We start from the raw sequence: 23806 nt of genomic DNA, 5'->3' as shown, positions 1-23806 counted from the left end.
CGCAACTCCACGGAGGCATACCGTCGTTTGCCAGTAGTGGTTGTCACGAGCCCCGGATAACCACCACAAGTGGCAAACGACGCCCCGGCAGGTGGCGTCAGCCGGCGGCGCGGGCGTACCGCGCGCCGAGCACCCGCAGGTGCTCCACCAGCGCGGGGGGCCCGTCGACGTGGAAGTCGAGGCCGAGCATCCCGATGTAGACGGCGATCACCTCGACGCTGTCGCCGCCCGTGACGAGCACGCAGGTCTCGTCGTCGATGGGCTCGACCACGCCGACGGCCGCATTGATCCGCGCGAGCACCTCGGCGGCCGGCGCGTACACCGTGATGCGCGTGTGGACGCTCCAGCCACCGAAGGCGACCGTGCGCAGCACGAAGCTCGGGTAGTCCTCGCCCTCGAGCGGACGCGGCTCGAACGGACGACGGGTCGGCATCCGGAGGCGCAGCCAGTCCACCCGGTACGCGTTCCACTCGGCGGTCTGCGCGTGCCGGGCCACGAGGTACCAGCGGCGCTGCCAGTTCACCAGGCGATACGGCTCGACGACCCGCGGCTCCCCCCGATCGTCGAAGCGCAGCCAGTGCCGGTCGTGGATGGCCGTGGCGATCGCGGCGAGCACGTCCGCGTCGACCTCGGGGTCGGCCACGTTGCTCCCGGTGTTCTCCGGGGCCTTCGAGACCGTCTCGTTCATCGCGGTCACCTTGGCGCGCACGTGGCTCGGAAGCACCTGGTCGAGCTTCGCCAGCGCCCGCGCGCTGCTCTCCTCGATGCCGCTGATGCCGGTCACCGCGCGCAGCCCGACGGTGACCGCAACCGCCTCCTCGTCATCGAGGAGCAGCGGTGGCAGCTTCGCCCCCGCGCCGAGCCGGTAGTGGCCGGCCGGGCCCCGCACCGCATCCACCGGGTAATCGAGCGTGCGCAGGCGGTCGATGTCGGCGCGGATCGTGCGCGTGCTCACGCCCAGACGGTCGGCCAGCTCGGGCGCCGTCCAGGCCGGGCGGACCTGCAGCAGGCCCAGGATTCGCAGCAATCGGGCGGCGGTGTCGGTCACGCGAAAAGCCTTGCACGAACCCGGATGAATAGGAACTGTATCGTCCTATTAGCTTTCTACAGTGAAGCCATGACCACGCAGACGAGCACCATCGGAACCATCGCCCCTTTCCGAGTCGCCATCTCCGACGACGACCTCACCGACCTGCACGAGCGCCTCGCCCGTACGCGTCTCCCCCGGCCCGTTCCCGACGAGGACGACTGGCAGTACGGGGTGCCGAACTCCTATCTGCGCGAGGTCGCCACGACCTGGGCGAACGACTTCGACTGGCGCGCGCAGGAGGAGCGGATCAACGCCTTCCCGCAGTACGTCGCCGAGATCGACGGGCAGAACACCCACTTCCTGCACGTGCCGTCGGCGGAGGAGGACGCGACCCCGCTCCTCCTCGTCCACACCTACCCCGGCAGCTTCGTCGACTTCCTCGACCTGATCGGCCCGCTGGTCGACCCGGTGGCCCACGGCGGCCGCGCCGAAGACGCCTTCACGGTGGTCGTCCCCTCTCTGCCGGGCTTCGGGTTCAGCACTCCGGTCGTCGACCGCGGCTGGACGATGGCGAGGGTCGCGCGCACGTTCGACACGCTGATGCGCGGGCTCGGATACGACAGCTACGGGGTGCACGGCAGCGACGGCGGTGCGATGGTCGGCCGCGAGCTCGGACTGCTCGCTCCGGAGGGCTTCCTCGGATCTCACGTGCTGCAGCTGTTCTCATTCCCGTCGGGCGACCCCGCGGAGTTCGAGAAGCTGGAGCCGAAGGACTACGCCGCCCTCGAGCACATGGAGTGGTTCCAGTCGGTCGGGGGCTACAACGCGATCAACTCGAGCCGTCCGCAGACCGTCGCGGTCGGGGTGTCCGACTCGCCGATCGGCCAGCTCGCCTGGAACGAGCTGTTCCAGTCGTTCGGCAACGGCACGAGCCTCGTGACGACCGAGCAGATCCTCACGGAGGCGTCGCTCGAGTGGTTCACGAACACCTCGGCCACGATGGGGCGCTACCACTACGAGGAGGCGCACGCCGGAGCCGAGCCCGCGGTCAACCACTCGCCGGTGGGCGTCGCGGTCTTCTCGGACGACTTCAAGTCGGTGCGGACGTTCGCCGAGCGGGACAACGACAACATCGTGCACTGGTCGGAGTTCGAGACCGGCGGCCACTACGCGGCCCTGGAGCGTCCCGAGGTGCTCGCCGCCGACATCCGCACGTTCTTCGCGGCGGTCCAGAGCCGCTGACAGACGCCGGATGCTCGCCCGACGGCCGTACGCACGGCGCGCCGGGCGGGCGCCAGGCTCACACGAAGTGAAGACAGACCGGGGTCGGGACGGGCGTACGCGAGACGAAGTCGAGCGTGCGCCCGTCCTCGTCGAAAGCGAACACCGCGACATCCCGGCTGTTCTGCCCGGCGACCAGGATGCGCGCGCCGTCGGGCGACACCACGAGGTCGCGCGGGGCCCGCACCCGGGCCGGAACAGCCGCGACGAGCTCGACCGCCGCCGATCCGGAGTCGAAGGCGAAGACGCCGATCGTGTCGTCGCCGCGGTTGGTCACGAACACGGTGCGGCCGTCGTTCGAGACCCGCACCGCCGCCGCTGAGCTGTCGCCCGTCGCATCCGCCGCCCTGGTCGACGCGCCCATCGCGATCGCGAAACGATCCCCGCCGCTCGCACGGTCGCCCTGGCCGCCGGCACCGTCGATGCCGCCGCGTGCGCTCTCCCGTCGCAGCACATCCACTGTGTTGTCGAGCTCGTTGACGAGTAGTGCGTGGCGGCCGTCGGGGTGGAACGCCAGGTGGCGCGGCCCGGCCGCCCCGACGATGATCGTGGCCTCCGGTCGCAGGGTCAGCTCGCCCTCGTCGCCGAAGACGAAGAACCGCACCTCGCCGAGACCGAGATCCACCGCCGCCAGCTCGCCGGTGACCGGGTCGAAGCTCAGCTGATGCACGTGCGGCGAGGCCTGGCGATCCGGGTCGGGACCGTACCCGTCGTGCTGCACGAACGTCACGCGTTCGCCGAGAGCGCCGTCGTCCGCGAGTGCGAACACCGAGATGGATCCGCCGCCGTAGGTGCCGGCCACGAGGAACCGCTCGCTCGGATCGAGGGTGAGGTGCGCCGGCTCCGCACCGCCGGCCGAGGCCGTGCCGAGCGGGGTGAGCACGCCGTCGGCCCCGCGCGAGAAGGCCGCGACGCCGCCATCCGGCGCCGTCTCGATCACGGCGTACACGCGCCTGCCATCGGAGCTCGCCGTCACCCACGACGGATTGCGCAGCTCTGCCGCCAGCGCCACCTGCGTGACCCGCTCCCCGTCGAAGCGCGCGCTCAGGATGCCCTCCGCTCCGCCGTCGACGTGCGGGAGGGTCTCGGTGTACGTGCCGATGAGCAGTTCGCGATCCATGCGCCTATCCTGCCAGCCGCCGCCCGCGGCATCCGGTCGGGGCCGGACGCGTCACCTGCGCGCCGTAGGATGTTCCGGTGCGCCTCGTCATTGCCCATTGCTCCGTCGACTACGCCGGCCGCCTGAGCGCTCATCTTCCGCTCGCGAACCGGCTGCTCATGCTCAAGTCCGACGGAAGTCTGCTGGTGCACTCCGACGGCGGCTCGTACAAGCCGCTCAACTGGATGAGCCCGCCCTGCACGCTCTCCGTGATCGAGCCGGATGAGGCGCAGTCCGAGGCCGGCGTGACCGAGGTCTGGAAGGTCACCCAGGCCAAGACCGCCGACATGCTCGTGGTCTCGATCCACGAGATCCTGCACGACTCCGCGCACGAACTCGGCGTCGACCCCGGCCTGCAGAAGGACGGCGTCGAGGCCCACCTGCAGAAGCTCCTGGCCGAGCAGATCCACCTGCTGGGCGACGGGCACGTGCTCGTGCGCCGGGAGTACATGACGGCCATCGGACCGGTCGACATCCTGGCGCGGGATGCGTCGGGCGCCTCGGTCGCGGTCGAGCTGAAGCGTCGCGGCGACATCGACGGCGTCGAGCAGCTCACCCGCTACCTCGAGCTGATGAATCGCGACCCGCACCTGGCCCCGGTGACCGGCATCTTCGCCGCACAGGAGATCAAGCCACAGGCACGCACGCTGGCGGAGGACCGCGGCATCCGCTGCCTCGTACTCGACTACGACGCGATGCGCGGGCTCGACGACAGCGAGAGCAGGCTGTTCTGATGGCGATGAAGCCCCGTTTCCCGCAGAGCTACGAGAACGTCGCCGTGCGCAAGGCGCTCACCGCCATCGCCGCCGAGCCGACCCTCGAGAACCTGGATGCTCTGCTCGCCGCCGCCGCGAAGGGCGGCCTGGTCGTCGACGTCACCGGCTCGACCCCGCAGGACACCCGGCTGCGCACGATCTCCTCGACGACCGGCGAGGCCGTCCTGCCCCTGTTCACCTCGATGACCGCGCTGCGGGCAGCCGTGGCCGCCACCGCTGACGGCGAGGGCAGCCAGGTGCAGGCGGTGATCGTCCCGGCCCTCGAAGCGCTCGGCTTCATCACGTCGGCCGACTTCGTCGCGGTGCAGTTCGATCCGGGCGCCCCCGACACCATGGTGGTCGCGCGCTCGCACATCGAGTCCGCCCTCGGCGGACGTTGAGCGTTCTTCGAGATCCCTCACCTACCATTGGACGGTTATGACGAACCCGACCCCGACCGTCACCCGAACCTGGACCTGCGTCCTCTTCGACCTCGACGGCACCCTCACTGACTCAGCACCCGGCATCACCTCCTCCCTGGCCTCGACCTTCGAGACCCTCGGTCTGCCCGTGCCCTCCCCCGCCCAGCTCGTCGAATACGTCGGGCCGCCCCTCCTCGACTCTCTGCGGCTGTTCGCCGGCATGAACGAGGAGCAGGCCCGCAACGCCCTCACGGTCTACCGCGCCGACTATCACGAGAAGGGCGCCTTCGACAGCGCCGTCTTCCCCGGCATCCGCGGCCTGTTGTCGCGCCTCAACGACGCGGGCATCCCGATCGCGGTGGCGACGAGCAAGCCCGAGCTGCAGGCGACCCGCATCCTGGAGCACTTCGACCTGGCCAAGTACTTCGACGTCATCGCCGGCGCGAGCGAGGACGAGACGCGCAGCGCCAAGTCCGACGTGGTCGCCGATGCGCTCCGCCGCCTGACCGAGAACGGCGTCGACCTCGCGCAGACCGTCATGGTCGGCGACCGTGCGTTCGACGTCGAGGGCGCCGCCCAGAACGGGCTCCCGACCATCCTCGTCGAGTGGGGCTACGGCTCGCCCGCCGAGGCCGCGGGAGCGATCGCGGTCGTGCACTCGGCCGACCAGCTGAGTTCGCTGCTGCTCGGCTGAGGCCTCTCGCGCCGACCGCTGGAGTCGTCGGGCGAATCGCTGCGATTATGCATGCGAATAGACGTTTTCGAACCGGGTAGACCCGGGAGTACGCTGGATGTTTGGCAATCTCGCACACATATACAGCACTAGGAAACAGCATGCAGCACACCCGTAAGAAACTGTTCGTTCCCGCCGTGATCGCAGCGGCCCTCACCATCGGTTCGCTCGCCGGATGCTCCAGCGGCTCCGGCTCCGACACCTCCTCACCGTCCGCCTCCGAGTCGGCCTCCTCGCAGTCGCTCCCCTCGAGCTTCCCGAAGAGCGACGTCCCGATCATCGACGGCACGATCCTGGTCGCCCGCGGCGACAAGGACAACGGCTGGAGCGTGACGGTGCAGCCGACGACCAAGACCGGCTTCGCCGACGCGAAGGCAGCCCTGGAGAAGGCAGGCTACAAGGCCTCCGGCACGGCCACCGACACCAAGGCGCTCTACGTCAACGACAAGTACACCGTCGCTGTCGGCACGCCCGGCGTCTCGGTGACGTACCTGGTCACCGCCAACTAGTCGCAGCCGCGGCCGCGCGATTCGCGCAGGCTGCCCTGCCGCTTCGGCGAGCCTCCGACGCCGCGCACTCCGCCTCCGGGCGAGGTGCGCGGCGTCGCTGCGTTCGGGCTCGTCGCTCTCGTGCGTCCGTCAGCCGGCCCGCAGGGCCAGAAGGCTCAGAGGGTGACCGGCCGGCCGGGGGCTCAGAAGTGATCGACCCGGCCCGGGCTCAGAAGGTGATCGGCTGGCCGAGGCTCAGAAGGTGATCGGCCGGCCCGGGCTCAGCGGAGCCTCACCGCCGGTGTAGCGGTCGCCGTGGTTGTACTGCGCTTCGCGCCGCTCCACCTCGACCACCAGCGCTTTGGTCAGCATCTCCGACCAGCTCGTGTCCTTCTCGGCGAAGGACGTCGACCGGTAGGCGGCACGGGCCCGATCGCGCAGCGGGCCCGGGATGTAGAACGTGATCGTCGTGCGGGCCGCGTTCGTCGTCCCGTCGGAGTCGCTGGACATTCCGTACCTCCAGAAGTATTGCTTGTGTAGGTTCCTTCGGATACTAGGTGTGCGCTTCACGCCCTCGGCGTGGCCTCGGCGCGACTGCGTGCGCGACCCGCGACAGTCCCGTGCGCTGCGGCGTGCCCCGCGAGTCCGTTCTCGTGCAGTCCGTTCTCGTCGACTCGTCTGTGCGTTTCGCCGAGTCGGCGGCCCGGCCTCGCCGAGTCGGCCGTCCGTTTCATCGAGTCGGGGGTTAATCACGCTCAGGAGGTCCTGCGCGTGATTAACCCCCGACTCGATTGCAGCCGGATGCGGAGCGGAGCGGAGCGCCGCAGCTCAGCAACGAGCCCGTTCAGCGCGCGAGCCGCTCGACGATCGACCCGAACAGCCGCGGCTGCGCCACCGCCGCCGGCACGATGCGCGCCCGGAGCGGCGACCGGGCCGCCGCGACGAGCCCCGTCGTCAGCATCCGGAAGTCCCTCGTCTCCGCGCGCCACGCGCGTTCGTACCGGCGGGTGTCGCCCGACCGCACCGCGTCGATAGCCGAGCGCGCCTGCGCGAACCCGACGCGCATCCCCTCGCCCGTCAGCGCGTCGACGTAACCGGACGCGTCGCCCGCCAGCAGCACCCGGCCCTTCGTGCGCGCCCGCGTCTGCTGCAGCAACGGACCCGCCCCTCTGGTCGCGCTTGCGATCGGCGCCGACGCCACGCGCTCCGCGAGCTCCGGGATGCCCGCGAGCGCCTGCTCGAGGTCGACCCGACGCGGGCCGAGCATCGCCACCCCCACGGTGTACGCGTCGACGGGGGTCACGTACGCCTCGACCTCCTTCGACCAGTGCACCTCGACGAGGTCCGTCCACGGCGAGACCGCGTAGTGGCGGCGGATCCCGTAACGGCGGCGCGGCTCGGGCTGCGGCGGCCGTTCCAGGCCGAGAAGGCGCCGGATCGGCGAGTGCAAGCCGTCCGCCGCCACCAGCCAGGGCGCGCGCAGCACCGCATCCGTGTCGGCCAGCCGCACCGTCACCTGCTCGGCGTCCTGCTCCACATCGATCACGCGTCCGTGCTCGATGCGCACACCGGCCTCGACCGCGCGGTGCGCAAGCGCGGCCTGCAGCACCGTGCGCCGCACGCCTCGGCCGGCGCCGCCCGCGAACCGGTGCTCGACCCGTCGTTCGCGATCGATGTAGGCGATCCCGGCGAGGTCGCTGCCGTCCGGATCGACGCCCAGCCGCAGGAGTGCGTGCAGCGCTCCGGGCATCAGGCCCTCGCCGCAGGCCTTGTCGATCGGTCCCTCACGGGCCTCGATCACCAGCACGTCGATTCCGGAGCGGCGTGCTTCGATCGCGGCCGCCAGTCCGACCGGTCCGGCCCCGACCACGATCAGGCCGGCATCCGGGGTGTTCATGGCGTCGCAGGGACGACCGTGGCGAGCGCGCGGTTCTCGCACGGGATGCGCACTGCGAAGAGGAGCACGGCGTTCAGTACCGTGAAGACGAGGGCCGTGATCCACGCGGTGTGCACGAGCGGGAGCGCGAAGCCCTCCACGATGACGGCCACGTAGTTCGGGTGCGTCAGCCAGCGGTACGGTCCGCGATTCACCAGGGGCAGCCCCTGCACGACGATGACCCGTGTGTTCCAGCGGTGGCCGAGCACCGCGATGCACCACCAGCGCAGTCCCTGACTGGCGAGCACCAGAGCGAACATCGGCCAGCCCAGCCACGGGATGAACGGCCTGTCGCCGAACCACACCTCGGCCAGACAGGCGAGCAGCAGACCCGTGTGCAGCGCGACCATCGGCGGGAAGTGCCCTCGCCCGAACTCGACCCCACCGCGCGCGAACGACCAGCGGGCGTTGCGCGTCGAGACCACCAGCTCCGCGATGCGCTCGGCGCCGGTCGCCAGAACGAGCACCGTGTAGAGGATCACGCGGCCGCGCCGATCGCCTCGCCAACCGGTGCGAGATTCTCGCCGTCGGCCCAGCGCAGCAGCACCAGTTCGGCCGTCACCCCGGGACCGAGGGCGAACAGCAGCCCGTTGGTTCCCTCCGCCGGGTGGGTGTCCATGAGCTCGGCGAGAACGTGCAGCACGGCCGCCGACGACAGGTTGCCCACCCGCGCCAGCGATCTCCAGCTGGCGTCGAGGGCTCCATCGGGCAGGTCGAGCGCCCGCGCGAACGCCTCGAGAACCTTGGGTCCACCCGGATGCGCGGCCCAGGCGCCGACGTCGGCGATCGTCAGATCGTGCGCGGCGAGCAGACCGGCGGCGTCGGCGGCGAAGTTGCGGTCGATCACCTCGGGCACACCGGCACTGAGGACGATGCGGAAGCCGGTGCCGCCGATGTCCCATCCGATCACGTCGGCGGTGTCCGGGTAGATGCGGCTGCGGGTGTCGACGATCTCGGGTCCGCCGAGTCCGAGCTGCTGCGCCCGCTGGTCGCCGACCATGATCACGGCGGCGGCTCCGTCGCCGAAGAGCCCGCTGGCCACGATGTTCGCCATCGAGTCGTCGCTCGCCTGCACGGTGAGCGAGCAGAGCTCGACCGACAGCAGCACAGCGACCTCGTTCGGATGCCCGACCAGGTAGTCGTGCACGCGAGCGATCCCTGCCGCGCCGGCGACGCATCCGAGTCCGAAGCTGGGGAGCCGCTTCACGTCGGGGCGCAGGCCCAGCCGCGAGACGAGCTGAGCGTCGATCGAGGGGGCCGCGATGCCCGTGACCGATGTGAACAGGAGGAAGTCGACGTCGGCCGGCTCGAGGCCCGCCGCATGCAGGGCTCCCACCAGGGCACGCTCGGCGAGGGTCGTGCCCTCGGCGATGAAATAGTCGTTCGACTCCTGGAACGAGGCCAGCGAACTGTACTGTTCGAGCGGCATCACCAGGTTGCGGGTCTCGACCCCGCTCGACGCGTGGATGCGCCGCATGACCGCCTGCCGACCCGGATCGCTCGTGATCATCGCGAGCAACGCACTCGTGATCTCGGCCTGGCTGTAGCTCCGTGCAGGAACCACCGGCTCTACTGCCACGATTCGCGTCATATGCGGAACGTACACCCGCGTACGGGGCTGTGGGGTTACGCGCAGCCAACCCGCAGTGTGCGCAGCGCGGGCGTCGTGCTCCGCGCGGTCAGCGGGCGGTGCGCACAGCCCAGCGGCCGTCCGTGCGTGTGATGCTCAGCGGATAGTCGAGGGTCTCGCTGATCAGTGAGCTCGTGAGCACGTCATCGGCCACGCCCTGCGCCACGATGCGGCCGTCCCGCAGCAGCACCGCGTGCGTCGTGCTGGCGGGGAGTTCCTCGAGATGGTGGGTGACCAGCACGCTCGCGAGATCCGGATGCTGAGCACGCAGCCCGTCGATCCGGTCGAGCAGGTGCTCCCTGGCGGCGATGTCGAGCCCGGTGCTCGGCTCGTCGAGGAGCAGCAGGTGCGGGTCGGGCTGCAGCGCCCTGGCGATCAGCGCGCGTCCGCGCTCGCCCTGCGACAGGGTGGGCCAGGTCGCGTCGGCGAGGCCGCGCATCCCGAGCAGGTCGATGAGCTCATCGGCCCTGGCGGACTGCTCGGGCGTCGGCTCCCAGCGCATCATGAGCTCCGTGGTTCCGGTCGCTCCGGTCAGCACGACGTCTTTCACGGTGAGGGCGGAGCGCACCTGGTGACGCGGGTTGACGTGGCCGATGAGGCCGCGCAGCTCGCGCAGGTCGACGCGCCCCAACCGCCGGCCGAGCACGTCGACCGTGCCTCTGGTCGGATGCACGACGGCACCCAGCATGCTCAGGATGGTGCTCTTGCCCGCGCCGTTCGCTCCGATCAGGGCCCAGTGCTCGCCCGCCCGCACCTCGAGGTCGATCTCGTCGAGGATGGTGCGGCCGCCGCGCACGAAACCCACACCGTCGGCCTTCAGAATCGGCTGTCCACTCACTCCCCCATCCTGCCCGATCGCGCAGCGCCCAAAACGCCGGAGCAGCCTAGAACGGCCAGAGCAGCCTAGAACGGCCAGAGCACGGGCACCAAGAGCACCGCGACCGCGAGGAACAGCACCACCAGCACGATGCCGAGCCGCCAGTAGTCGCCGAAGCGCAGACCGGCCGGACCCATGATCATGAAGTTCGCCGGCGTCGCCACCGGGGTGAGGAAGGCCGCCGCCGACACCACCGCCACCGCCATCAGGAACGGCAGGGGCGACACCCCGAGCTCGGCGGCCACCGACACGGCGATCGGCGCGATGATCAGGGCGGTCGCGGTGTTGCTGATGAGCTGCCCGAAGACGAGAGCCACCAGGCACAGGGCGAGGAGCACCAGCAATGGGCCGAACCGGCCGACCACCGAGAGGAGACCGTCGGCGATCAGGGCGGCCGCCCCGGTCTGCGTGATCGCGGTGGACATCGGGATCATGCCGGCCACCAGCAGGAGCGTCGTCCACGAGATCGAGCGATGCGCCCGCTCCACCGTGACGGAGCGCGTGAGCACCATGGCGGCGGCGGCGAGCAGGCCGGTGACCGCCGCGGGCATCACGCCGGTCGCGAGGGAGATCACCATGAGCACCAGGATCGTGAGCGCGACCCAGGCACGGCCGCTGAGCGGCGCCGCCTGCCGGCGCAACTGGTCGGGCGCGTCCACGACCAGCAACGCGGGATCCGCGAGGTTGGTGTCGAGCGCCTCCCAGCGCCCTTGGACGAGCAGGGTGTCGCCGGACGCGAGCACTGTGGTCGCCGCATCGATCGGCTCACCCGCCCGCTGCACGGCGAGCACGACCAGGTCGCCGCTGTCGGTGATCATTCCGGGAAAGACCGTCTCGCCGACCATCGACGACCGCGGCGCCACCACCACCTCGGCGACGCCATAGGTCGCGTCGATGAGGGCGTCCGCGCGTCCCCCGCGCTTCCCGGTCGGCCCGTCGAGCTTGGCCTTCCTCTGCAGGGTCTTGATGTTCGACGTGTCGCCGCGCACCAGCAGCCGGTCGCCGGCCTGGATGGTCTCGCCGGCGGGCCTGCGTCGCGTGCCCTGAACCGCGATGAGCTGGACCACCGCGACCGACTCCAGGTCCGCCTCCGCCGCGGTGCGGCCGACGAGCGGCGAGTTCGCCCGCACCCGCACCATGGCGAACGGCTGCGGCACGGCGTAGGCGCTCAGCAGGGTGCGGGCATGATCGCTCAGATCGCGCGGCATCGTCGCCGGCACCCGGTCGGGCACCAGCCAGCGCCGGAACACGACGGTGATCAGCACGGTGCCGACCACGAGCACGGCTCCGATCGCGGTGAATTCGAAGTATCCGAATGCCCCGTGCCCCGTCTCGGCGGCGAGCTCGGAGATGATCACGTTCACCGGGCTTCCGGTGAGGGTCAGCAGGGAGCCGGCGTGCGCGCCGAACGCCAGCGGCAGCAGCAGTCGAGACGGGGCGACGTGGATGCGCGAGGCGACCACGACGACGACCGGCAGCAGCGCGGCCACGCCTCCGTTCACGCTGATCAGGGCCGAGAGCACCGCGACGACGAGCATGACGAGCACGGTGAGCACGCCGACCCGCGTCCCGCCGCGGTTGACGATCTGCTGCCCGGCCCATCCCGTCAGTCCCGTGGCGTCGAGGCCTTCCGCCACGACGAACAGGGAGGCGATCAGCACGACCGCGGGGTCGGCGAAGCCCGCGAACGCCTGGGAGAGGTCGAGCACGCCGGTCGCCAGCAAGGCCAGCGATGCGCCGATAGCCACGAGCCCCGCCGGGATCCTGCCGCTGACGAACGCGACGACGACCAGCGCGAGGATCACCAGGGTCAGCGCGATGTCGCTCATACGGTGAATCTAGTGGCGGATGCTTCCCCGGCACACGCAGTTGCTGCGACCTCGGTGCGACAACGGCCGCGACCTCGGCGCAACAGCGGCTCGAGCGGTACGGCTTCGCTCCCGGGCTCAGTCGGTGACGGCGAGCGCGTCGATCTCGACGAGCATCTCCTCGCGGGGCAGCCCCGTGAACACGGTGGTGCGCGAGGGCAGCACGCCGGAGGCGACCCGCGAGCCGACGAACTCGCCGTAGGCGTCGTTCATCGCCGCGAAGTCCTCGCGCTTCGTCAGGTACACCCGCAGCATCATCACGTCGTCGAACGTGGCGCCGCCCGCAGCGAGGATCGCCTCGACGTTCTGCAGCGTGCGGGTCGTCTGCGCCGCGACATCGCCGCCGAACACGTATTCGCCAGTGGCCGGATCGACAGGGCCCTGGCCGGACACCTGCACGAACGGGCCGCGCTTGACCCCCTGCGAGAAGGTGTGCGCCGGTGCGGGGGCGTCGGTGGTGGAGAGGGCGATGCGGTCGGTCATGACTGTCCTTTCGAGACGCGGGGGCTCCGTGAGCCGTGGGAGGCGGACGGGGCCGGTGGGAGGAACGGGGCGTCCCCGGAGTAGCCGAGGTTCGCGGAGATCGTCGTGGTGGCCGCATGCAGTGCCGGCAGCAGGCCGAGCACCTGGTCGTAGCTCAGCACCTGGTTCGGCACCGAGATCGAGACGGCGGCGGCCACCCGTCCGTCTGCGCCGAAGACCGGAGCGCCGACGCAGTTCATGAAGGTCTCGTGCTCCTCGTGATCCACCGCCCACCCTCGCTCGGCGCTGAGCCGCACCTCGCGGACCAGGGCCTGCGGGGTGAGGATGGTCGAGCCGGTGAACCGCTCGTAGTCGATCGCGTCGGCGATGCGCTGCAGCTCGCCGTCGTCGAGGCCGCCCAGCAGCACCTTGGCCACCGCAGTGGCGTGCAGCGCAGCCGGGAGCCCGATGCGCGAGTACATCCGCAACGGCTGCCGCGACTCCACCTTGTCGATGTAGATCACGGTGCCGTCGTCGTAGGCGGCGAGGTGCACGGTCTGTCCCGTCGCAGCGCCGAGCGACTGCAGCGTCGGAGAGGCGACCCTGCGCACATCCTGGCCGTCGAGCGCCGTCTGGGCGAGCGCGAACACCGCGGACCCCAGGTGGTACCGGTACGACGCGTCCCGCGTGACGTAGCCATGGGCGTCGAGCGTCTGGAGGAGCCGCATCACCGTGGTCTTGTGCACGCCGGCCGCATCGGCGAGCGCATCGAGCGAGTCGACCCCGCGCGCGACGAGGTCGAGCAGGTCGAGGGCCCGGGACAGCGACTGACTCACGCGCGGCTCCGCCACGGGATATCGCCCGGATGCACGCGCCAGCCGTTCCACTCGGCGTCGGGCGCCTCGGCGATGCGATCGCGCTCCGCCGGATCCGGAACCGTGAGTGGCCGGTCGCCCGCGCCGATGAGCGTGAGCGCCGCGAGCGCGTGCCCGAGCCGCAGGCATGCGACGTCCGTGCGGTCCTCCGCCAGCCCGGCCAGATAGCCGGCGGCGAAGGCGTCGCCCGCTCCGACCGGCTCGACGACCTCGACGGTGAGGCACGGAACGTGGGTGGTCGTCCCATCGCGCAGCAGCGTCGACGCGGCCCTGTCATCGTCTTTCAGCACCAGCCGGTCGAGGTGCGGATGCGCAGCGAAGAGCGCGTCCGGCTCTGCGTGGCCGAAGTACACGCCGGCCTCGTCGACCCCGGCGAAGAGCGTGTCCGCCTGCGCGATCAGCGCATCGAGGGCGTCGGTGGGTCGCCCTCGCCAGAGCAGCGGCCGGTAGTTGAGATCGACGCTCACCATCGCGGACGGCCCGACACGCTCGCGCAGTCCCGCAACGGCCTCTGCCGTGCTCGCCGAGAGGGCGGCCGTGATGCCGGAGGTGTGCACGATCGACGAGGTCGACATGACCTGCGTCGCGCCCTCGCCGTCGAGCGTGGCGGGACCGATCGCCGACGCCGCCGACTCGCGACGGTAGTAGTGCATCCGGGTGCGTGCGCCGTCCGGACCCGCCAGCGACTCCTTGACGTACAGCCCGGTCGGCCGCTCCGAATCGAGTTCGACGGCCCGGAGGTCGACGCCGGCCTCGAGCGCGGTGGCGCGGATGCGGTCGCCGAAGCCGTCGTCGCCGAGGCGGGAGATCCAGGCGGTCGCGACGCCCATGCGCGCGAGCGAGGTGGCGACGTTGAACTCGGCACCTCCGACGTCGGACCCGAACTCGTGCGCCTCCGCCAACGGGCGCTGCCCCTCGGGGAACAGCACGACCATCGCCTCGCCGATCGTGGTGATCGCGATCGGTCGGTCGTCCGCCACCTCGAGCTCCTCCGGTCGGTCGTCGTTCATGTGCCCCGTCGACGCCTGCGGGGTTCCGCCGGCGTCTCTCAGGATGGTAGAACAGGGAGGACACAGTGTGCAACGCACGTTGCACACTGTGCAATCGATGAACCCGCAACAGGCAGCGAAGGAGACGCGAATGGGCGACCGCAAGGCCCTGCCGCTGTCGTACGACGACACGGACGTCGCGGCACTGGGCGAGCGGCGCCCCGCCCTGAGCACCTTCCCCACCCCGCTCGTCACCGTCAGCGAGGCGGCCGTGCAGCACAACCTCGACACGATGCGCGCATGGTGCGAACGCGCCGGTGTCGGACTCGCACCGCACGGCAAGACCACCATGAACCGGATGCTCTGGGAGCGCCAGCTCGCCGCCGGAGCCTGGGGCATCACGGTCGCGACCCCCTGGCAGCTCTCCGTCGCGATGGACTGGGGCATCCCGCGCGTGATGCTCGCCAACGCGCTCGTGCAACCGGATGCGTTGCGCTTCGTCGCGGAGCGGCTCGCGTCGGCGGCCGACGCGAGGGCGGGCACGCACGAGGTGATCGTGTGGGCCGACTCGGTGCGCGCGGTCGAGATCATGCACGCGACACTTTCGGGCACCACCGCCCGGGCCAGTGCGCCGCTCGGCGTGCTCGTCGAACTCGGCGGCGCCGGCGGCCGAACCGGCGCACGCACCCTGCCCGAGGCGCTGGCCGTCGCACGCGCGATCGCCGCCTCCCCCTCGCTCCGGCTCGCGGGCGTCGCCGGCTACGAGGGCGCGCTGGCGCACTCCGGCGACGCCGAATCGCTGAAGACGGTGCGTTCGTATCTTGAGCGCCTCGCCGAGCTGCACGACGCCGTCGCCGCCGACGGCCTCTACCCGCACGGCGAGAGCGTCATCGTCACCGCCGGCGGCAGCGCGTACTTCGACGTCGTCGCCGACGTGCTCGGGCCGCTCCGCGACCTCGATGGGCACCGCGGCCGGGCGGTCGAGGTGCTCCTGCGGTCGGGCGCGTACATCACCCACGACGACGGCTTCTACAGCGGGATCACCCCGCTCGGGCGTGTGGGAGGAGAATCGTTCCGCTCCGCCATCCACGGCTGGGCGACCGTCGTGTCCCGGCCGGAGCCGGGCCTGGCGCTGGTGGACGCGGGCAAGCGCGACTTCCCCTACGACGAGGGCCTCCCCCTCCCTCAGGCGGTTCGCGCCTTCGGATCGACCGAGGTCCGGCTGCTCACGGGCGCGACAGTCACCGCGATGAACGACCAGCACAGCTTCGTCGCGGTGCCTCCGGATGCCGCGCTCGCGGTGGGCGATGTGGTGCGCTTCGGCCTCTCGCATCCGTGCACCACCTTCGACAAGTGGCGGGCACTGGCCGTCATCGATGACGTGGACGCCCCGCATCCCCGGGTCACCGGGCTGCTCGAGACCGCGTTCGGCTGAACGCACCACCTGCGCAACCGGCACATCCTGCAGAAGAGACACACCAGAGGAGACGCATGATCGTCGACATCCTGAGCACCGACCGCACCCTGGCCGTGGTGCGTGCGCCCCGCATCGACGACCCGGTGGCGCTCTGCGGCGCTCTGGTCGCCGGCGGCATCCGCACGGTCGAGTTCACGTTCACCACCCCCGGTGTCGACGAGATCATCGCGGCGTCCGTCGCAGAGGCGGGGACGACCGGAGCCGTGATCGGGGCCGGGACCGTCACCGACACCGACAAGGCCGAGACGGCGATCCGGGCGGGCGCACAGTTCCTGGTGACGCCGGGCCTGCACGAAGGAGTCGCCGCCGTCGCCCGGGAGGCCGGCGTGCCCGTGCTGCTCGGCGCGCTCAGCCCGACCGAGGTGATGCGCGCCGTCGAGTGGGGCGCGGCGGCGGTCAAGGTCTTTCCGGCCTCCCTCGTGGGTCCCGGCTATCTGAAAGACCTGCGCGGTCCGTTCCCCGAGGTGCCGTTCGTCCCGTCGGGCGGCCTGCACGCGGGCAACGCCGCCGAGTGGTCGGCGGCCGGCGCGCTCGCCGTCACGGCCGGTTCCAGCGTGGTGAGCGCGTCCTCCATCGAATCGGGTGACTGGGAGACGATCACCGCCCGCGCCCGCGAGTTCTCCGCCGCCGCCCGCCGGCGATGACTGTGCCTGGCGACGGCGACGTCCTGCTCCGCGGCGGCCTCGTGCTCGACGGATCGGGAGAGCCGGGGCGCACGGCCGACGTGCTCGTCGCCGACGGACGCGTCGCCGTCGTCGGAACCTCCGGCGACCCTCACGTCGCCGCGCCCGCCGGAGCGCGCGTGATCGATGCGGACGGCCTCGCGATCGCCCCCGGCTTCATCGACATGCACGCCCACTCCGATCTGGCCGTGCTCACCGACCACGATCATCTCGCCAAGGTCTCGCAGGGTGTGACGACCGAAGTCCTCGGTCAGGACGGCCTCTCGTACGCTCCCGCCACCGAGGCGACGATGCCGGTCATCCGCGAACAGATCGCCGGCTGGAACGGCGTGCCCGCCGACGTCGACTTCGCCTGGCGCAGCGTCGGCGAATACCTGCGCGCCGTCGACGACGCCCGGCCGCCCACGAACGTCGCCTACCTGGTGCCGCAGGGCAGCGTGCGCATGGCCGTCGTCGGCACGGACGACCGCCCGGCGACCAGCAGCGAACTCGCCCGGATGCGCCGCCTGGTCGACGACGGGATGCGCGATGGCGCCTTCGGGATGTCGTCGGGGCTCACCTACGTGCCCGGGATGTTCGCGAGCACCGACGAACTTGTCGCGCTCTGCGAAGTGGTCGCGTCGCACGGAGGCTTCTACGCACCGCATCAGCGCTCCTACGGAGCAGGCGCGCTCGACGCCTATGCGGAGATGATCGACATCGCCGCGCGCGCCCGCTGCGCGTTGCACCTCACCCACGCGACGATGAACTTCGACGTCAACCGCGGCCGCGCCGGTGAACTCGTCGAACTCATCGACCGGGGCATCGCCGCCGGCGTCGACATCACACTCGACAGCTACCCCTACCTCTCCGGTGCGACGACACTGGCGGCCCTGCTGCCGAGCTGGTCGGCGGTGGGCGGTCCCGACGCGACCATCGACCGGATGCGCGACCCCGGCATCCGGGAGCGCGTGGTCCGCGAACTCGAGGTCACCGGGTCCGACGGCTGCCACGGCGTCCCTGTCGACTGGGCGACCATCGAGATCGCGGGCGTGCGGAACCCGCAGCTCGCGCCGGCGGTCGGCCACACGATCGCGGCGCTGGGTGCGCGCGACGGACAGCGGCCGTCCGAGGTGTTCCTCGAACTGCTCGTCGCCGACCGGCTCGGCACGAGTATCCTGCAGCACGTCGGCGACGAGCAGAACGTGCGGACGATGATGCGTCATCCGCGCCACACCGGGGGCAGCGACGGGATCCTGATCGGCGCGAAGCCGCATCCACGGGGCTGGGGGACGTTCCCGCGCTACCTCGGCCGCTATGTGCGCGAGGAGGGCGTGCTCACGCTCGAGGACGCGATCGTGCACCTGTCGGCGCGCCCGGCGGCCCGGCTCGGGCTCACCGACCGCGGGCGGATCGCGCCCGGCGCGGTGGCCGACCTCGTGCTCTTCGACCCCGCGCGGGTGTCGGACCGCGCGACGTACGACGACCCGCGCCGGACCGCCGCCGGCATCCCGTGGGTGTTCGTGGCCGGCGTGCCCGTGATCGACGACGGGACGCGCACTGCGCATCGCCCCGGCCGCGCCCTCCGGCATCGATCGCCCGCGCGCCCCTGATCGGCGGGACCGCATTGCGAGCGACGTGTCCGGTGCGTTTTGATGAGCAGATGACCTCGACCGAGACCGCGCCCGGCGCCCGCGCGTTCCTGATCCTGCACGGGTGGGACAACTTCCGCCCGCCCGGGCACTGGCAGCACGAGCTCGCCGCGGCCCTGCGCGAGCGCGGGGAGCGCGTCGTCTACCCGCAGCTGCCGGATGCCGCGACGCCGTCCGTCGCCGCCTGGCGGCACGCGGTGGCGGATGCTCTGGCCGAGGCCTCGGCCCACGGCGCCCGCGTCACGGTGCTGTGCCACAGCCTCGCGTGTCTGCTCTGGCTCGGCGCGCGTCCCGCGGACGACGCGTCCGTCGAGCGTGTGCTCTTGGTGGCGCCGCCGTCACGGGAGTTCGTCGGAGGCATCCCGGAGATCGCCGCGTTCGCCGCTCTCACCCCGAGCCGCCCGTCCGCAGCAACGACGATCGCCGCCTCGGATGCCGACCCCTACTGCCCGGAGGGTGCGGACACCGCTTTCGGAGCGCCGCTGGGCATCCCGGTCGTCGTCATCCCGGGCGGTGGCCACCTCGAGCGCACGGCCGGGTACGGCGAGTGGCCGTCCGTGCTCGCGTGGTCGCTCGATCCGTCGGCGCCGCTGCTGCCCCGCGAAACCGTCGACGCGGGCTGAGCCCGCCGCCAGCCGCGTGCCGATCGTGCGGAAACGCACCACCGACCGCGCCCGCGTCGCGATAACGCACGACCGGCCGCGGCCCGGTCAGACCTGCGCCGCGCGCACCATCTCCACGAGCGGCGCGAACAGCGGCTCGCCGGCCGCGACGCCCATCACCTCGGTGACGACCTCGTCCGGGTCCGCCTCCTCGAGGATGCGCCGCAGCTCGACGCTCTGCGAGTCATCCGGGACGTCGAACCGTAGCGCGGCGCCGACGGCGGCGAGCAGGGCATCCGGAGTGCGACCGACGTACTGCACGAAGTCCGACGCCGGCCCGATGAAACGCTCGTTGCGTCCGAGTTTGCGCAGCGGCTCCCGGCCGACGCGCGTCACCTCGTCGACGAGGTACGGGTTCGAGAACCGGTCGAGGATCTTCGCCCGGTACGCAGCGAGCTCCTCCGGGTCGAGACCGTGCTTCGCCGTGAGGGCCGCCGAGGTCTCGGCGAGTGCCGCCTCCGCCGCTTCCCGCACCGCCGGGATGGCGATGGCCTCGCTGATCGTGGTCGCACCCTGCAGGAAGCCCGTGTAGGCGACCGTCGCGTGACCGGTGTTCACCGTGAACAGCTTGCGCTCGATGTACGGCGCGAGATCGTCGACGAAGTGAGCGCCCGGGATTGCCGGCTCGCCGCCCGCGAAGGGCGTGCGATCCACGACCCACTCGGAGAAGGTCTCCACGGTCACGTCGATGCCGGACGCCGGGTCCTGCGCGGGCACGATGCGATCGACGGCCGTGTTCGCGAAGACCGCCTTTGCCGCGATCGCCTCGCGTGCGGCATCGTCGGGCAGTCCGTCGGCGATCTCAGCGGCGAGCAGATCCGTCGCGCCGATGGCGTTCTCGCAGGCCATCACGGCGAGACGCGGAGCGTCATCGGGGCGTGCGGCCAGTCCGGCCGCGATCACGGGGGCGACGAACCGCAGGATGCGCGGCCCGACCGCCGTGGTCACCACGTCGGCCGTCGCGATCTCCGCGATCAGGGCCGCCTCGTCGGTCGCACTGTTGATCGCACGGAAGCCGTCGACGACGCGGGTCTCCTCCGTCTCTCCGACCAGGTGGACCGTGTACGAGTCCGCCGCCGCGAGCGCGTCGATCAGCTCGGCGTTGACGTCGGCGAAGACCACCTCGTACCCGGCCTCGTGGAGCAGGAGCCCCACGAAGCCGCGGCCGATGTTGCCGGCGCCGAAGTGGACGGCCTTCACTCGTTCACATCCCCCAGGAGGGCGAACAGGGCGTCCGCATCCGGAGCATCGAGGAGGCTCTGAACATCGTCGTCCTCCGAGAAGAGGATGGCGATCTTCGACAGGATCTCCAGGTGCTCGTTGTTCTGCCCGGCGATGCCGACGACGAACCGCACCTCCTCCCCGCCCCAGTCGAGCGGGGAGGAGTAGCGGATGAACGACAGCGCCGAGTGCTTGATCTCGTCCTTGGACTCGTTGGTGCCGTGCGGGATGGCGAGCCCGTTGCCCATGAACGTGGACACGGTGTTCTCGCGATCCTGCATCGAGTCGACGTAACCCGGCTCGACGGCGCCGGCCTTCACCAGCAGCGCGCCCGCCTCGCGGATGGCGTCCTCCCGGGTGGTCGCGCTGCCCGCGGCCACCACGTTCGCCCGGTCGAGAATCGTTTCTGTCATTTCTTGACGTCCTCCGGTGTGTTCTGCTGCGTCTGGCTCTTCACGAGTTCGACGACCTCGTCGTACTTGGGGCTGTTCATGAAGTTGTCGACCGAGACGTGGACCGAGTCCGGCGACTGGCCCTTGGCGCGATCGGTCAGCTGCTGCTGCGTGATCACGAGGTCGGCCGTGCCGTCGAGATTGCTGATCGCCTGGTTCGTGACCGTGACCCCCTCGACTCCTGCCTTCTTCATCTTGTTGCGGAGCACCGACGCGCCCATGGCGCTCGATCCCATCCCAGCGTCGCACGCGAAGACGATGTTGCGCACCAGTCGGTCGGTGGCGTCGCCCTGGGCGTCGCCGGTGTCGTGCTCACCCTCCTGCACGAGGCCGCCGAGCACCGACGACGACTTGCCCTTGTTGGCCTCGGTCTGGGCGACGGCGCCCGCGAGGTCGCCGGCGTTGCCCGCCGCGATGTCGCGCCTCCGGCTGGACCGCAACACGATGGCGGTGAAGGTGAACGAGACGGCGGCTGCCGCGACGATCGCCAACGCGATGCCGAACATGCTCGACACGGGAGCCTGCGCGAAGATCGCGAAGACGGACCCTGGTGCTGCTGGCGCTCGCAATCCGGTCTGGAAGGCGACGTTCACCGCGACACCGGTCATGCCGCCGAGGACGGCGCCGATGATCAGGATCGGCTTCATGAGCACGTACGGGAAGTAGATCTCGTGGATGCCGCCGAAGAACTGGATGATGAACGCTCCCGGAGCCGCCGCTCGGGCGGCGCCCAGGCCGAAGATCGCCCACGCGAGCAGGATGCCGGCACCGGGGCCGGGGTTCGTCTCGATCAGGAACAGGATCGACTTGCCGGCCTGCTGCGACTCGAGGGTTCCGATCGGGGTGAAGACACCGTGGTTGATGGCGTTGTTGAGGAACAGGACCTTGCCGGGCTCGACCAGGATGCTGACGAGCGGAAGCAGGTGCACCGACACGAGCCAGTTCACCCCGCTCTCGAGCGCCTTGCTCAGGCCCTCGACCAGCGGGGCGATGCCGAAGAACCCGCCGATCGCGAGGACGAAGCCGAGGATGCCGGCCGAGAAGTTGTTGACGAGCATCTCGAAGCCCGCCTTGATCTTGCCTTCCCAGATGCGGTCGACGAGCTTCATGAGGTAGCCGCCGAGCGGACCCATGACCATCGCGCCGATGAACATCGGGATGTCGGTCCCGACGATCACGCCCATCGCCGCGATCGTGCCGACGACGCCGCCGCGCACGCCGTAGACGAGGCGTCCACCGGTGTTCGCGAGCAGGAGCGGGAGCAGGTAGGTGATCATCGGGCCGACCATGCTCGCGATGTCCTTGTTGGGGATCGGACCTTCTGCGATGAAGAGGGCCGTGATGATGCCCCAGGCGATGAACGCCGGGATGTTCGGCATGACCATGTTCGAGAGGAAGGTACCGAAGCGCTGCACGTGGACCCGTGCGCCTCCCGGCTTCCTCGTCGTCGTCTCTGACGCCGTTGTCATTATGGTGCCTCGTCTCTTTCTGGTGTGGTGGGGGCTTCTCCCGCGATGGCGGCTCGCACCGCATCCCGGGCTTCGACCGCGCCGTCGGCGGCCAGGGCGATCCCGGCCAGGCGCTTGGCCTGGTCGAGCGTGTGCTGCCGCAGCGACAGCCGGACGTCGGCGATGGCCGCCGGCGACATCGAGAGAGTGGTCGCGCCGAGGCCGACCAGCACGACCGCGAGCAGCGGGTCGGCCGCGGCCTCGCCGCAGATCCCGACCGGCTTGTCTGCGGCGGTCCCCGCGCGGCCGACCTCGCCGATGAGGCGGAGCACGGCCGGGTGCCACGGGCTCTGATACGCCGCGACCGAACCGAGGAGACGGTCGGCCGCGAGCGTGTACTGGGTGAGATCGTTGGTGCCGATCGAGGCGAAGGCCGCCTCGCGCAGCACGCGGTCGGCCAGCAGGGCCGCCGACGGGACCTCGACCATGACGCCGGCGGTCTTGAGACCGTATTCGGTCGCCAGGCGCACGAAGTACCGCGTCTCCTCGACAGTCGCCACCATGGGCGCCATGACCCACAGGTCTGCTTCGGAGACGGCGTCGGCATCGGCGAGCGCCGTGAGCTGCTCGCGCAGGATGTCTTCGTTGGCGCGCAGCGAGCGCAGCCCCCGGAGCCCGAGCGCCGGGTTGTCCTCGTGCGCATCGTTCAGGAACTCGAGCGGCTTGTCGGCGCCGGCGTCGAGCACGCGCACGACGACCTTCTTGCCGGGGAAGTCGGCGAGGAGGCGGGTGTACTGCTCCCGCTGCTGCTCGACGGTGGGCGCCATGCGCTGCTCGAGGAAGAGGAACTCGGTGCGGAACAGTCCGACGCCCTCCGCTCCCGCTTCGAGCGCCTTCTGCGAGCCGTCGGGCGACCCGAGGTTGGCGAGCAGCGGGATCGGGGTTCCGTCGGCGAGGGCACCCGGCTCGAGACCTCCGGCGAGAGCGGATGCGCGCTCGTCGATGCGTCGCTGGGCATCCGCTCGCTGGGCCTCGTCGGGGGCGACGGTGACCGTTCCGGCGCCCGCGTCGACGATCACCTCGCTGCCATCGGCGAGCGCGTCCGCGCCCGCGACACCCACGATCGCGACGATCGCCTTCTCCCTCGCGAGGATCGCGGTGTGCGAGGTGGGGCCGCCCTCGCGGGTGACGAGGCCGAGCACCTTGGTGAGGTCGAGCAGCGCCGTGTCGGCCGGGGCGAGATCGTGGGCGACGAGCACGTACGGTTCGTCCGAGTCGGGCACGCCGGGCGCCGGGCGGCCGGCGAGGGCGGCGATCACGCGCTGGGCCACGTCGTCGAGGTCGCTCGCGCGCTCCCCCATGTACCCGCCCAGGTCGATGAGCATGTCGCGGAACACCGCGAAACCCTCGAAGACGGCGCGTTCGGCGGTCTTGCCGGTGGAGATGCGCTGCGAGACGTCGTCGGCGAGCGTCGAGTCCTCTGCCATCATCGACTGGGCCTCGAGCACGTCGGCGGCCGTGCCGGACACCGCAGCGGCGCGGGCCCGGAGGTCGGCAGCCACGGTTGCGACGGCCTCGGCGACGCGGGCGCGCTCCTCATCCGGGGTGCGGGCGCTCGACTCGTCGGCCGGCTCGGGGAGGGGTGCGGACATCCGGAGCACGCGGCCGAGGGCGATGCCCTGACCGATGCCGGCGCCGGTGAGCGTTTCTGTTGCGATGTCGGACAT

Annotated in this window: 24 protein-coding genes; 9 read left to right on the top strand and 15 right to left on the bottom strand. The window is 71.0% G+C overall.

Going from position 1 to position 23806, the window contains the following annotated elements:
- Window positions 1–97: 97 nt before the first annotated feature.
- A complete protein-coding gene (locus PKE84_RS07660; protein ID WP_271176640.1) occupies window positions 98–1048 on the bottom strand; it encodes a helix-turn-helix transcriptional regulator in 951 nt (316 codons plus the stop codon).
- 69 nt (window positions 1049–1117) lie between these two features.
- Here PKE84_RS07660 and PKE84_RS07655 point away from each other — a divergent pair, with 69 nt between their 5' ends.
- A complete protein-coding gene (locus PKE84_RS07655) occupies window positions 1118–2272 on the top strand; it encodes an epoxide hydrolase family protein (RefSeq protein WP_271176639.1) in 1155 nt (384 codons plus the stop codon).
- A 58-nt stretch (window positions 2273–2330) separates the two neighbouring features.
- Here PKE84_RS07655 and PKE84_RS07650 read toward each other — a convergent pair whose 3' ends face one another.
- Window positions 2331–3431, bottom strand: a complete 1101-nt coding sequence (locus PKE84_RS07650; protein WP_271176638.1) for a lactonase family protein — start codon at window positions 3429–3431, stop codon at window positions 2331–2333.
- Between the two features lie 77 nt (window positions 3432–3508).
- On the opposite strand from PKE84_RS07650, the gene nucS reads away from it, so the two are divergent.
- The 4 genes from nucS (at window position 3509) to PKE84_RS07630 (ending at window position 5889) form a co-directional block, all read left to right on the top strand.
- Entirely contained in the window at window positions 3509–4204 is a 696-nt protein-coding gene (gene nucS / locus PKE84_RS07645; RefSeq protein WP_271176637.1) for an endonuclease NucS, read from the top strand.
- The gene (locus tag PKE84_RS07640) at window positions 4204–4626 is read left to right on the top strand and encodes an SseB family protein (protein ID WP_271176636.1); all 423 of its coding nucleotides are present in this window, start codon (window positions 4204–4206) and stop codon (window positions 4624–4626) included. The genes nucS and PKE84_RS07640 overlap by 1 nt, the downstream gene beginning before the upstream one ends.
- Before the next feature lie 37 nt (window positions 4627–4663).
- The gene (locus PKE84_RS07635; RefSeq protein WP_271176635.1) at window positions 4664–5341 is read left to right on the top strand and encodes an HAD family hydrolase; all 678 of its coding nucleotides are present in this window, start codon (window positions 4664–4666) and stop codon (window positions 5339–5341) included.
- Window positions 5342–5481: 140 nt separating this feature from the next.
- Window positions 5482–5889 carry a hypothetical protein gene (locus PKE84_RS07630; RefSeq protein WP_271176634.1) on the top strand — a complete coding sequence of 136 codons (408 nt, stop codon included), beginning with the start codon at window positions 5482–5484 and terminating at the stop codon, window positions 5887–5889.
- A gap of 234 nt (window positions 5890–6123) precedes the next feature.
- On the opposite strand, the gene PKE84_RS07625 is transcribed toward PKE84_RS07630, so the two are convergent.
- From PKE84_RS07625 to PKE84_RS07585, 9 genes are all read right to left on the bottom strand, one after another.
- Window positions 6124–6378 (bottom strand): ParB family protein, encoded by a 255-nt coding sequence (locus PKE84_RS07625; protein ID WP_271176633.1) that lies wholly within the window; start codon window positions 6376–6378, stop codon window positions 6124–6126.
- Between the two features lie 334 nt (window positions 6379–6712).
- Window positions 6713–7765 carry an NAD(P)/FAD-dependent oxidoreductase gene (locus PKE84_RS07620; RefSeq protein WP_271176632.1) on the bottom strand — a complete coding sequence of 351 codons (1053 nt, stop codon included), beginning with the start codon at window positions 7763–7765 and terminating at the stop codon, window positions 6713–6715.
- Window positions 7762–8286, bottom strand: coding sequence for an isoprenylcysteine carboxyl methyltransferase family protein (locus PKE84_RS07615; protein ID WP_271176631.1), 525 nt, complete (start codon window positions 8284–8286; stop codon window positions 7762–7764). Before PKE84_RS07615 ends, PKE84_RS07620 begins: the two co-directional genes overlap by 4 nt.
- Window positions 8283–9395, bottom strand: coding sequence for a type III polyketide synthase (locus PKE84_RS07610; RefSeq protein WP_271176630.1), 1113 nt, complete (start codon window positions 9393–9395; stop codon window positions 8283–8285). Before PKE84_RS07610 ends, PKE84_RS07615 begins: the two co-directional genes overlap by 4 nt.
- Window positions 9396–9483: 88 nt before the next feature.
- Window positions 9484–10272: an ABC transporter ATP-binding protein gene (locus tag PKE84_RS07605; RefSeq protein WP_271176629.1), complete on the bottom strand. Its 789-nt coding sequence runs from the start codon at window positions 10270–10272 to the stop codon at window positions 9484–9486.
- Window positions 10273–10337: 65 nt separating this feature from the next.
- Window positions 10338–12140 carry an SLC13 family permease gene (locus tag PKE84_RS07600; protein ID WP_271176628.1) on the bottom strand — a complete coding sequence of 601 codons (1803 nt, stop codon included), beginning with the start codon at window positions 12138–12140 and terminating at the stop codon, window positions 10338–10340.
- 117 nt (window positions 12141–12257) lie between these two features.
- A complete protein-coding gene (locus PKE84_RS07595; protein ID WP_271176627.1) occupies window positions 12258–12662 on the bottom strand; it encodes a RidA family protein in 405 nt (134 codons plus the stop codon).
- On the bottom strand, window positions 12659–13477 hold the full coding sequence (locus PKE84_RS07590; RefSeq protein ID WP_271176626.1) for an IclR family transcriptional regulator: 819 nt from the start codon (window positions 13475–13477) through the stop codon (window positions 12659–12661). The genes PKE84_RS07595 and PKE84_RS07590 overlap by 4 nt, the downstream gene beginning before the upstream one ends.
- Window positions 13474–14526, bottom strand: coding sequence for a sugar kinase (locus tag PKE84_RS07585; protein ID WP_271176625.1), 1053 nt, complete (start codon window positions 14524–14526; stop codon window positions 13474–13476). Before PKE84_RS07585 ends, PKE84_RS07590 begins: the two co-directional genes overlap by 4 nt.
- A gap of 130 nt (window positions 14527–14656) precedes the next feature.
- Here PKE84_RS07585 and PKE84_RS07580 point away from each other — a divergent pair, with 130 nt between their 5' ends.
- Genes PKE84_RS07580 through PKE84_RS07565 form a run of 4 tightly spaced genes read left to right on the top strand, consistent with a single transcriptional unit; the run spans window position 14657 to window position 18919 of the window.
- Window positions 14657–15940 (top strand): alanine racemase, encoded by a 1284-nt coding sequence (locus PKE84_RS07580; protein ID WP_271176624.1) that lies wholly within the window; start codon window positions 14657–14659, stop codon window positions 15938–15940.
- Between the two features lie 56 nt (window positions 15941–15996).
- Window positions 15997–16626 carry a bifunctional 4-hydroxy-2-oxoglutarate aldolase/2-dehydro-3-deoxy-phosphogluconate aldolase gene (locus PKE84_RS07575; RefSeq protein ID WP_271176623.1) on the top strand — a complete coding sequence of 210 codons (630 nt, stop codon included), beginning with the start codon at window positions 15997–15999 and terminating at the stop codon, window positions 16624–16626.
- A complete protein-coding gene (locus PKE84_RS07570; RefSeq protein WP_271176622.1) occupies window positions 16623–18257 on the top strand; it encodes an N-acyl-D-amino-acid deacylase family protein in 1635 nt (544 codons plus the stop codon). The genes PKE84_RS07575 and PKE84_RS07570 overlap by 4 nt, the downstream gene beginning before the upstream one ends.
- A gap of 50 nt (window positions 18258–18307) precedes the next feature.
- Window positions 18308–18919, top strand: a complete 612-nt coding sequence (locus tag PKE84_RS07565) for an RBBP9/YdeN family alpha/beta hydrolase (RefSeq protein ID WP_271176621.1) — start codon at window positions 18308–18310, stop codon at window positions 18917–18919.
- 87 nt (window positions 18920–19006) lie between these two features.
- Here PKE84_RS07565 and PKE84_RS07560 read toward each other — a convergent pair whose 3' ends face one another.
- The 4 genes from PKE84_RS07560 to ptsP are packed head-to-tail and all read right to left on the bottom strand — an operon-like array spanning window position 19007 to window position 23806.
- Window positions 19007–20158 (bottom strand): mannitol-1-phosphate 5-dehydrogenase, encoded by a 1152-nt coding sequence (locus tag PKE84_RS07560; protein ID WP_271176620.1) that lies wholly within the window; start codon window positions 20156–20158, stop codon window positions 19007–19009.
- Window positions 20155–20592, bottom strand: coding sequence for a PTS mannitol transporter subunit IIA (locus PKE84_RS07555; protein ID WP_271176619.1), 438 nt, complete (start codon window positions 20590–20592; stop codon window positions 20155–20157). Before PKE84_RS07555 ends, PKE84_RS07560 begins: the two co-directional genes overlap by 4 nt.
- A complete protein-coding gene (locus tag PKE84_RS07550) occupies window positions 20589–22100 on the bottom strand; it encodes a PTS mannitol transporter subunit IIBC (protein WP_271176618.1) in 1512 nt (503 codons plus the stop codon). Before PKE84_RS07550 ends, PKE84_RS07555 begins: the two co-directional genes overlap by 4 nt.
- Complete coding sequence (gene ptsP / locus PKE84_RS07545) at window positions 22100–23806, bottom strand: phosphoenolpyruvate--protein phosphotransferase (RefSeq protein WP_271176617.1); 1707 nt, start codon at window positions 23804–23806, stop codon at window positions 22100–22102. The genes PKE84_RS07550 and ptsP overlap by 1 nt, the downstream gene beginning before the upstream one ends.

The sequence above is a fragment of the Leifsonia poae genome (genome assembly GCF_027921845.1).
Taxonomy (GTDB): Bacteria; Actinomycetota; Actinomycetes; order Actinomycetales; family Microbacteriaceae; genus Leifsonia; species Leifsonia poae.
Note: the sequence above shows the minus strand (reverse complement) of the source record. Positions and strands in the feature narration are given on the sequence as shown.

Coding starts and splice junctions, on each gene's coding strand:
- PKE84_RS07570 (WP_271176622.1), top strand. CDS start 16,623: ATGACTGTGCCTGGCGACGGCGACGTCCTGCTCCGCGGCGGCCTCGTG.
- PKE84_RS07655 (WP_271176639.1), top strand. CDS start 1,118: ATGACCACGCAGACGAGCACCATCGGAACCATCGCCCCTTTCCGAGTC.
- PKE84_RS07625 (WP_271176633.1), bottom strand. CDS start 6,378: ATGTCCAGCGACTCCGACGGGACGACGAACGCGGCCCGCACGACGATC.
- PKE84_RS07650 (WP_271176638.1), bottom strand. CDS start 3,431: ATGGATCGCGAACTGCTCATCGGCACGTACACCGAGACCCTCCCGCAC.
- PKE84_RS07555 (WP_271176619.1), bottom strand. CDS start 20,592: ATGACAGAAACGATTCTCGACCGGGCGAACGTGGTGGCCGCGGGCAGC.
- PKE84_RS07575 (WP_271176623.1), top strand. CDS start 15,997: ATGATCGTCGACATCCTGAGCACCGACCGCACCCTGGCCGTGGTGCGT.
- PKE84_RS07600 (WP_271176628.1), bottom strand. CDS start 12,140: ATGAGCGACATCGCGCTGACCCTGGTGATCCTCGCGCTGGTCGTCGTC.
- PKE84_RS07565 (WP_271176621.1), top strand. CDS start 18,308: ATGACCTCGACCGAGACCGCGCCCGGCGCCCGCGCGTTCCTGATCCTG.
- PKE84_RS07630 (WP_271176634.1), top strand. CDS start 5,482: ATGCAGCACACCCGTAAGAAACTGTTCGTTCCCGCCGTGATCGCAGCG.
- PKE84_RS07580 (WP_271176624.1), top strand. CDS start 14,657: ATGGGCGACCGCAAGGCCCTGCCGCTGTCGTACGACGACACGGACGTC.
- PKE84_RS07550 (WP_271176618.1), bottom strand. CDS start 22,100: ATGACAACGGCGTCAGAGACGACGACGAGGAAGCCGGGAGGCGCACGG.
- PKE84_RS07620 (WP_271176632.1), bottom strand. CDS start 7,765: ATGAACACCCCGGATGCCGGCCTGATCGTGGTCGGGGCCGGACCGGTC.
- PKE84_RS07595 (WP_271176627.1), bottom strand. CDS start 12,662: ATGACCGACCGCATCGCCCTCTCCACCACCGACGCCCCCGCACCGGCG.
- PKE84_RS07610 (WP_271176630.1), bottom strand. CDS start 9,395: ATGACGCGAATCGTGGCAGTAGAGCCGGTGGTTCCTGCACGGAGCTAC.
- ptsP (WP_271176617.1), bottom strand. CDS start 23,806: ATGTCCGACATCGCAACAGAAACGCTCACCGGCGCCGGCATCGGTCAG.
- PKE84_RS07635 (WP_271176635.1), top strand. CDS start 4,664: ATGACGAACCCGACCCCGACCGTCACCCGAACCTGGACCTGCGTCCTC.
- PKE84_RS07585 (WP_271176625.1), bottom strand. CDS start 14,526: ATGAACGACGACCGACCGGAGGAGCTCGAGGTGGCGGACGACCGACCG.
- PKE84_RS07640 (WP_271176636.1), top strand. CDS start 4,204: ATGGCGATGAAGCCCCGTTTCCCGCAGAGCTACGAGAACGTCGCCGTG.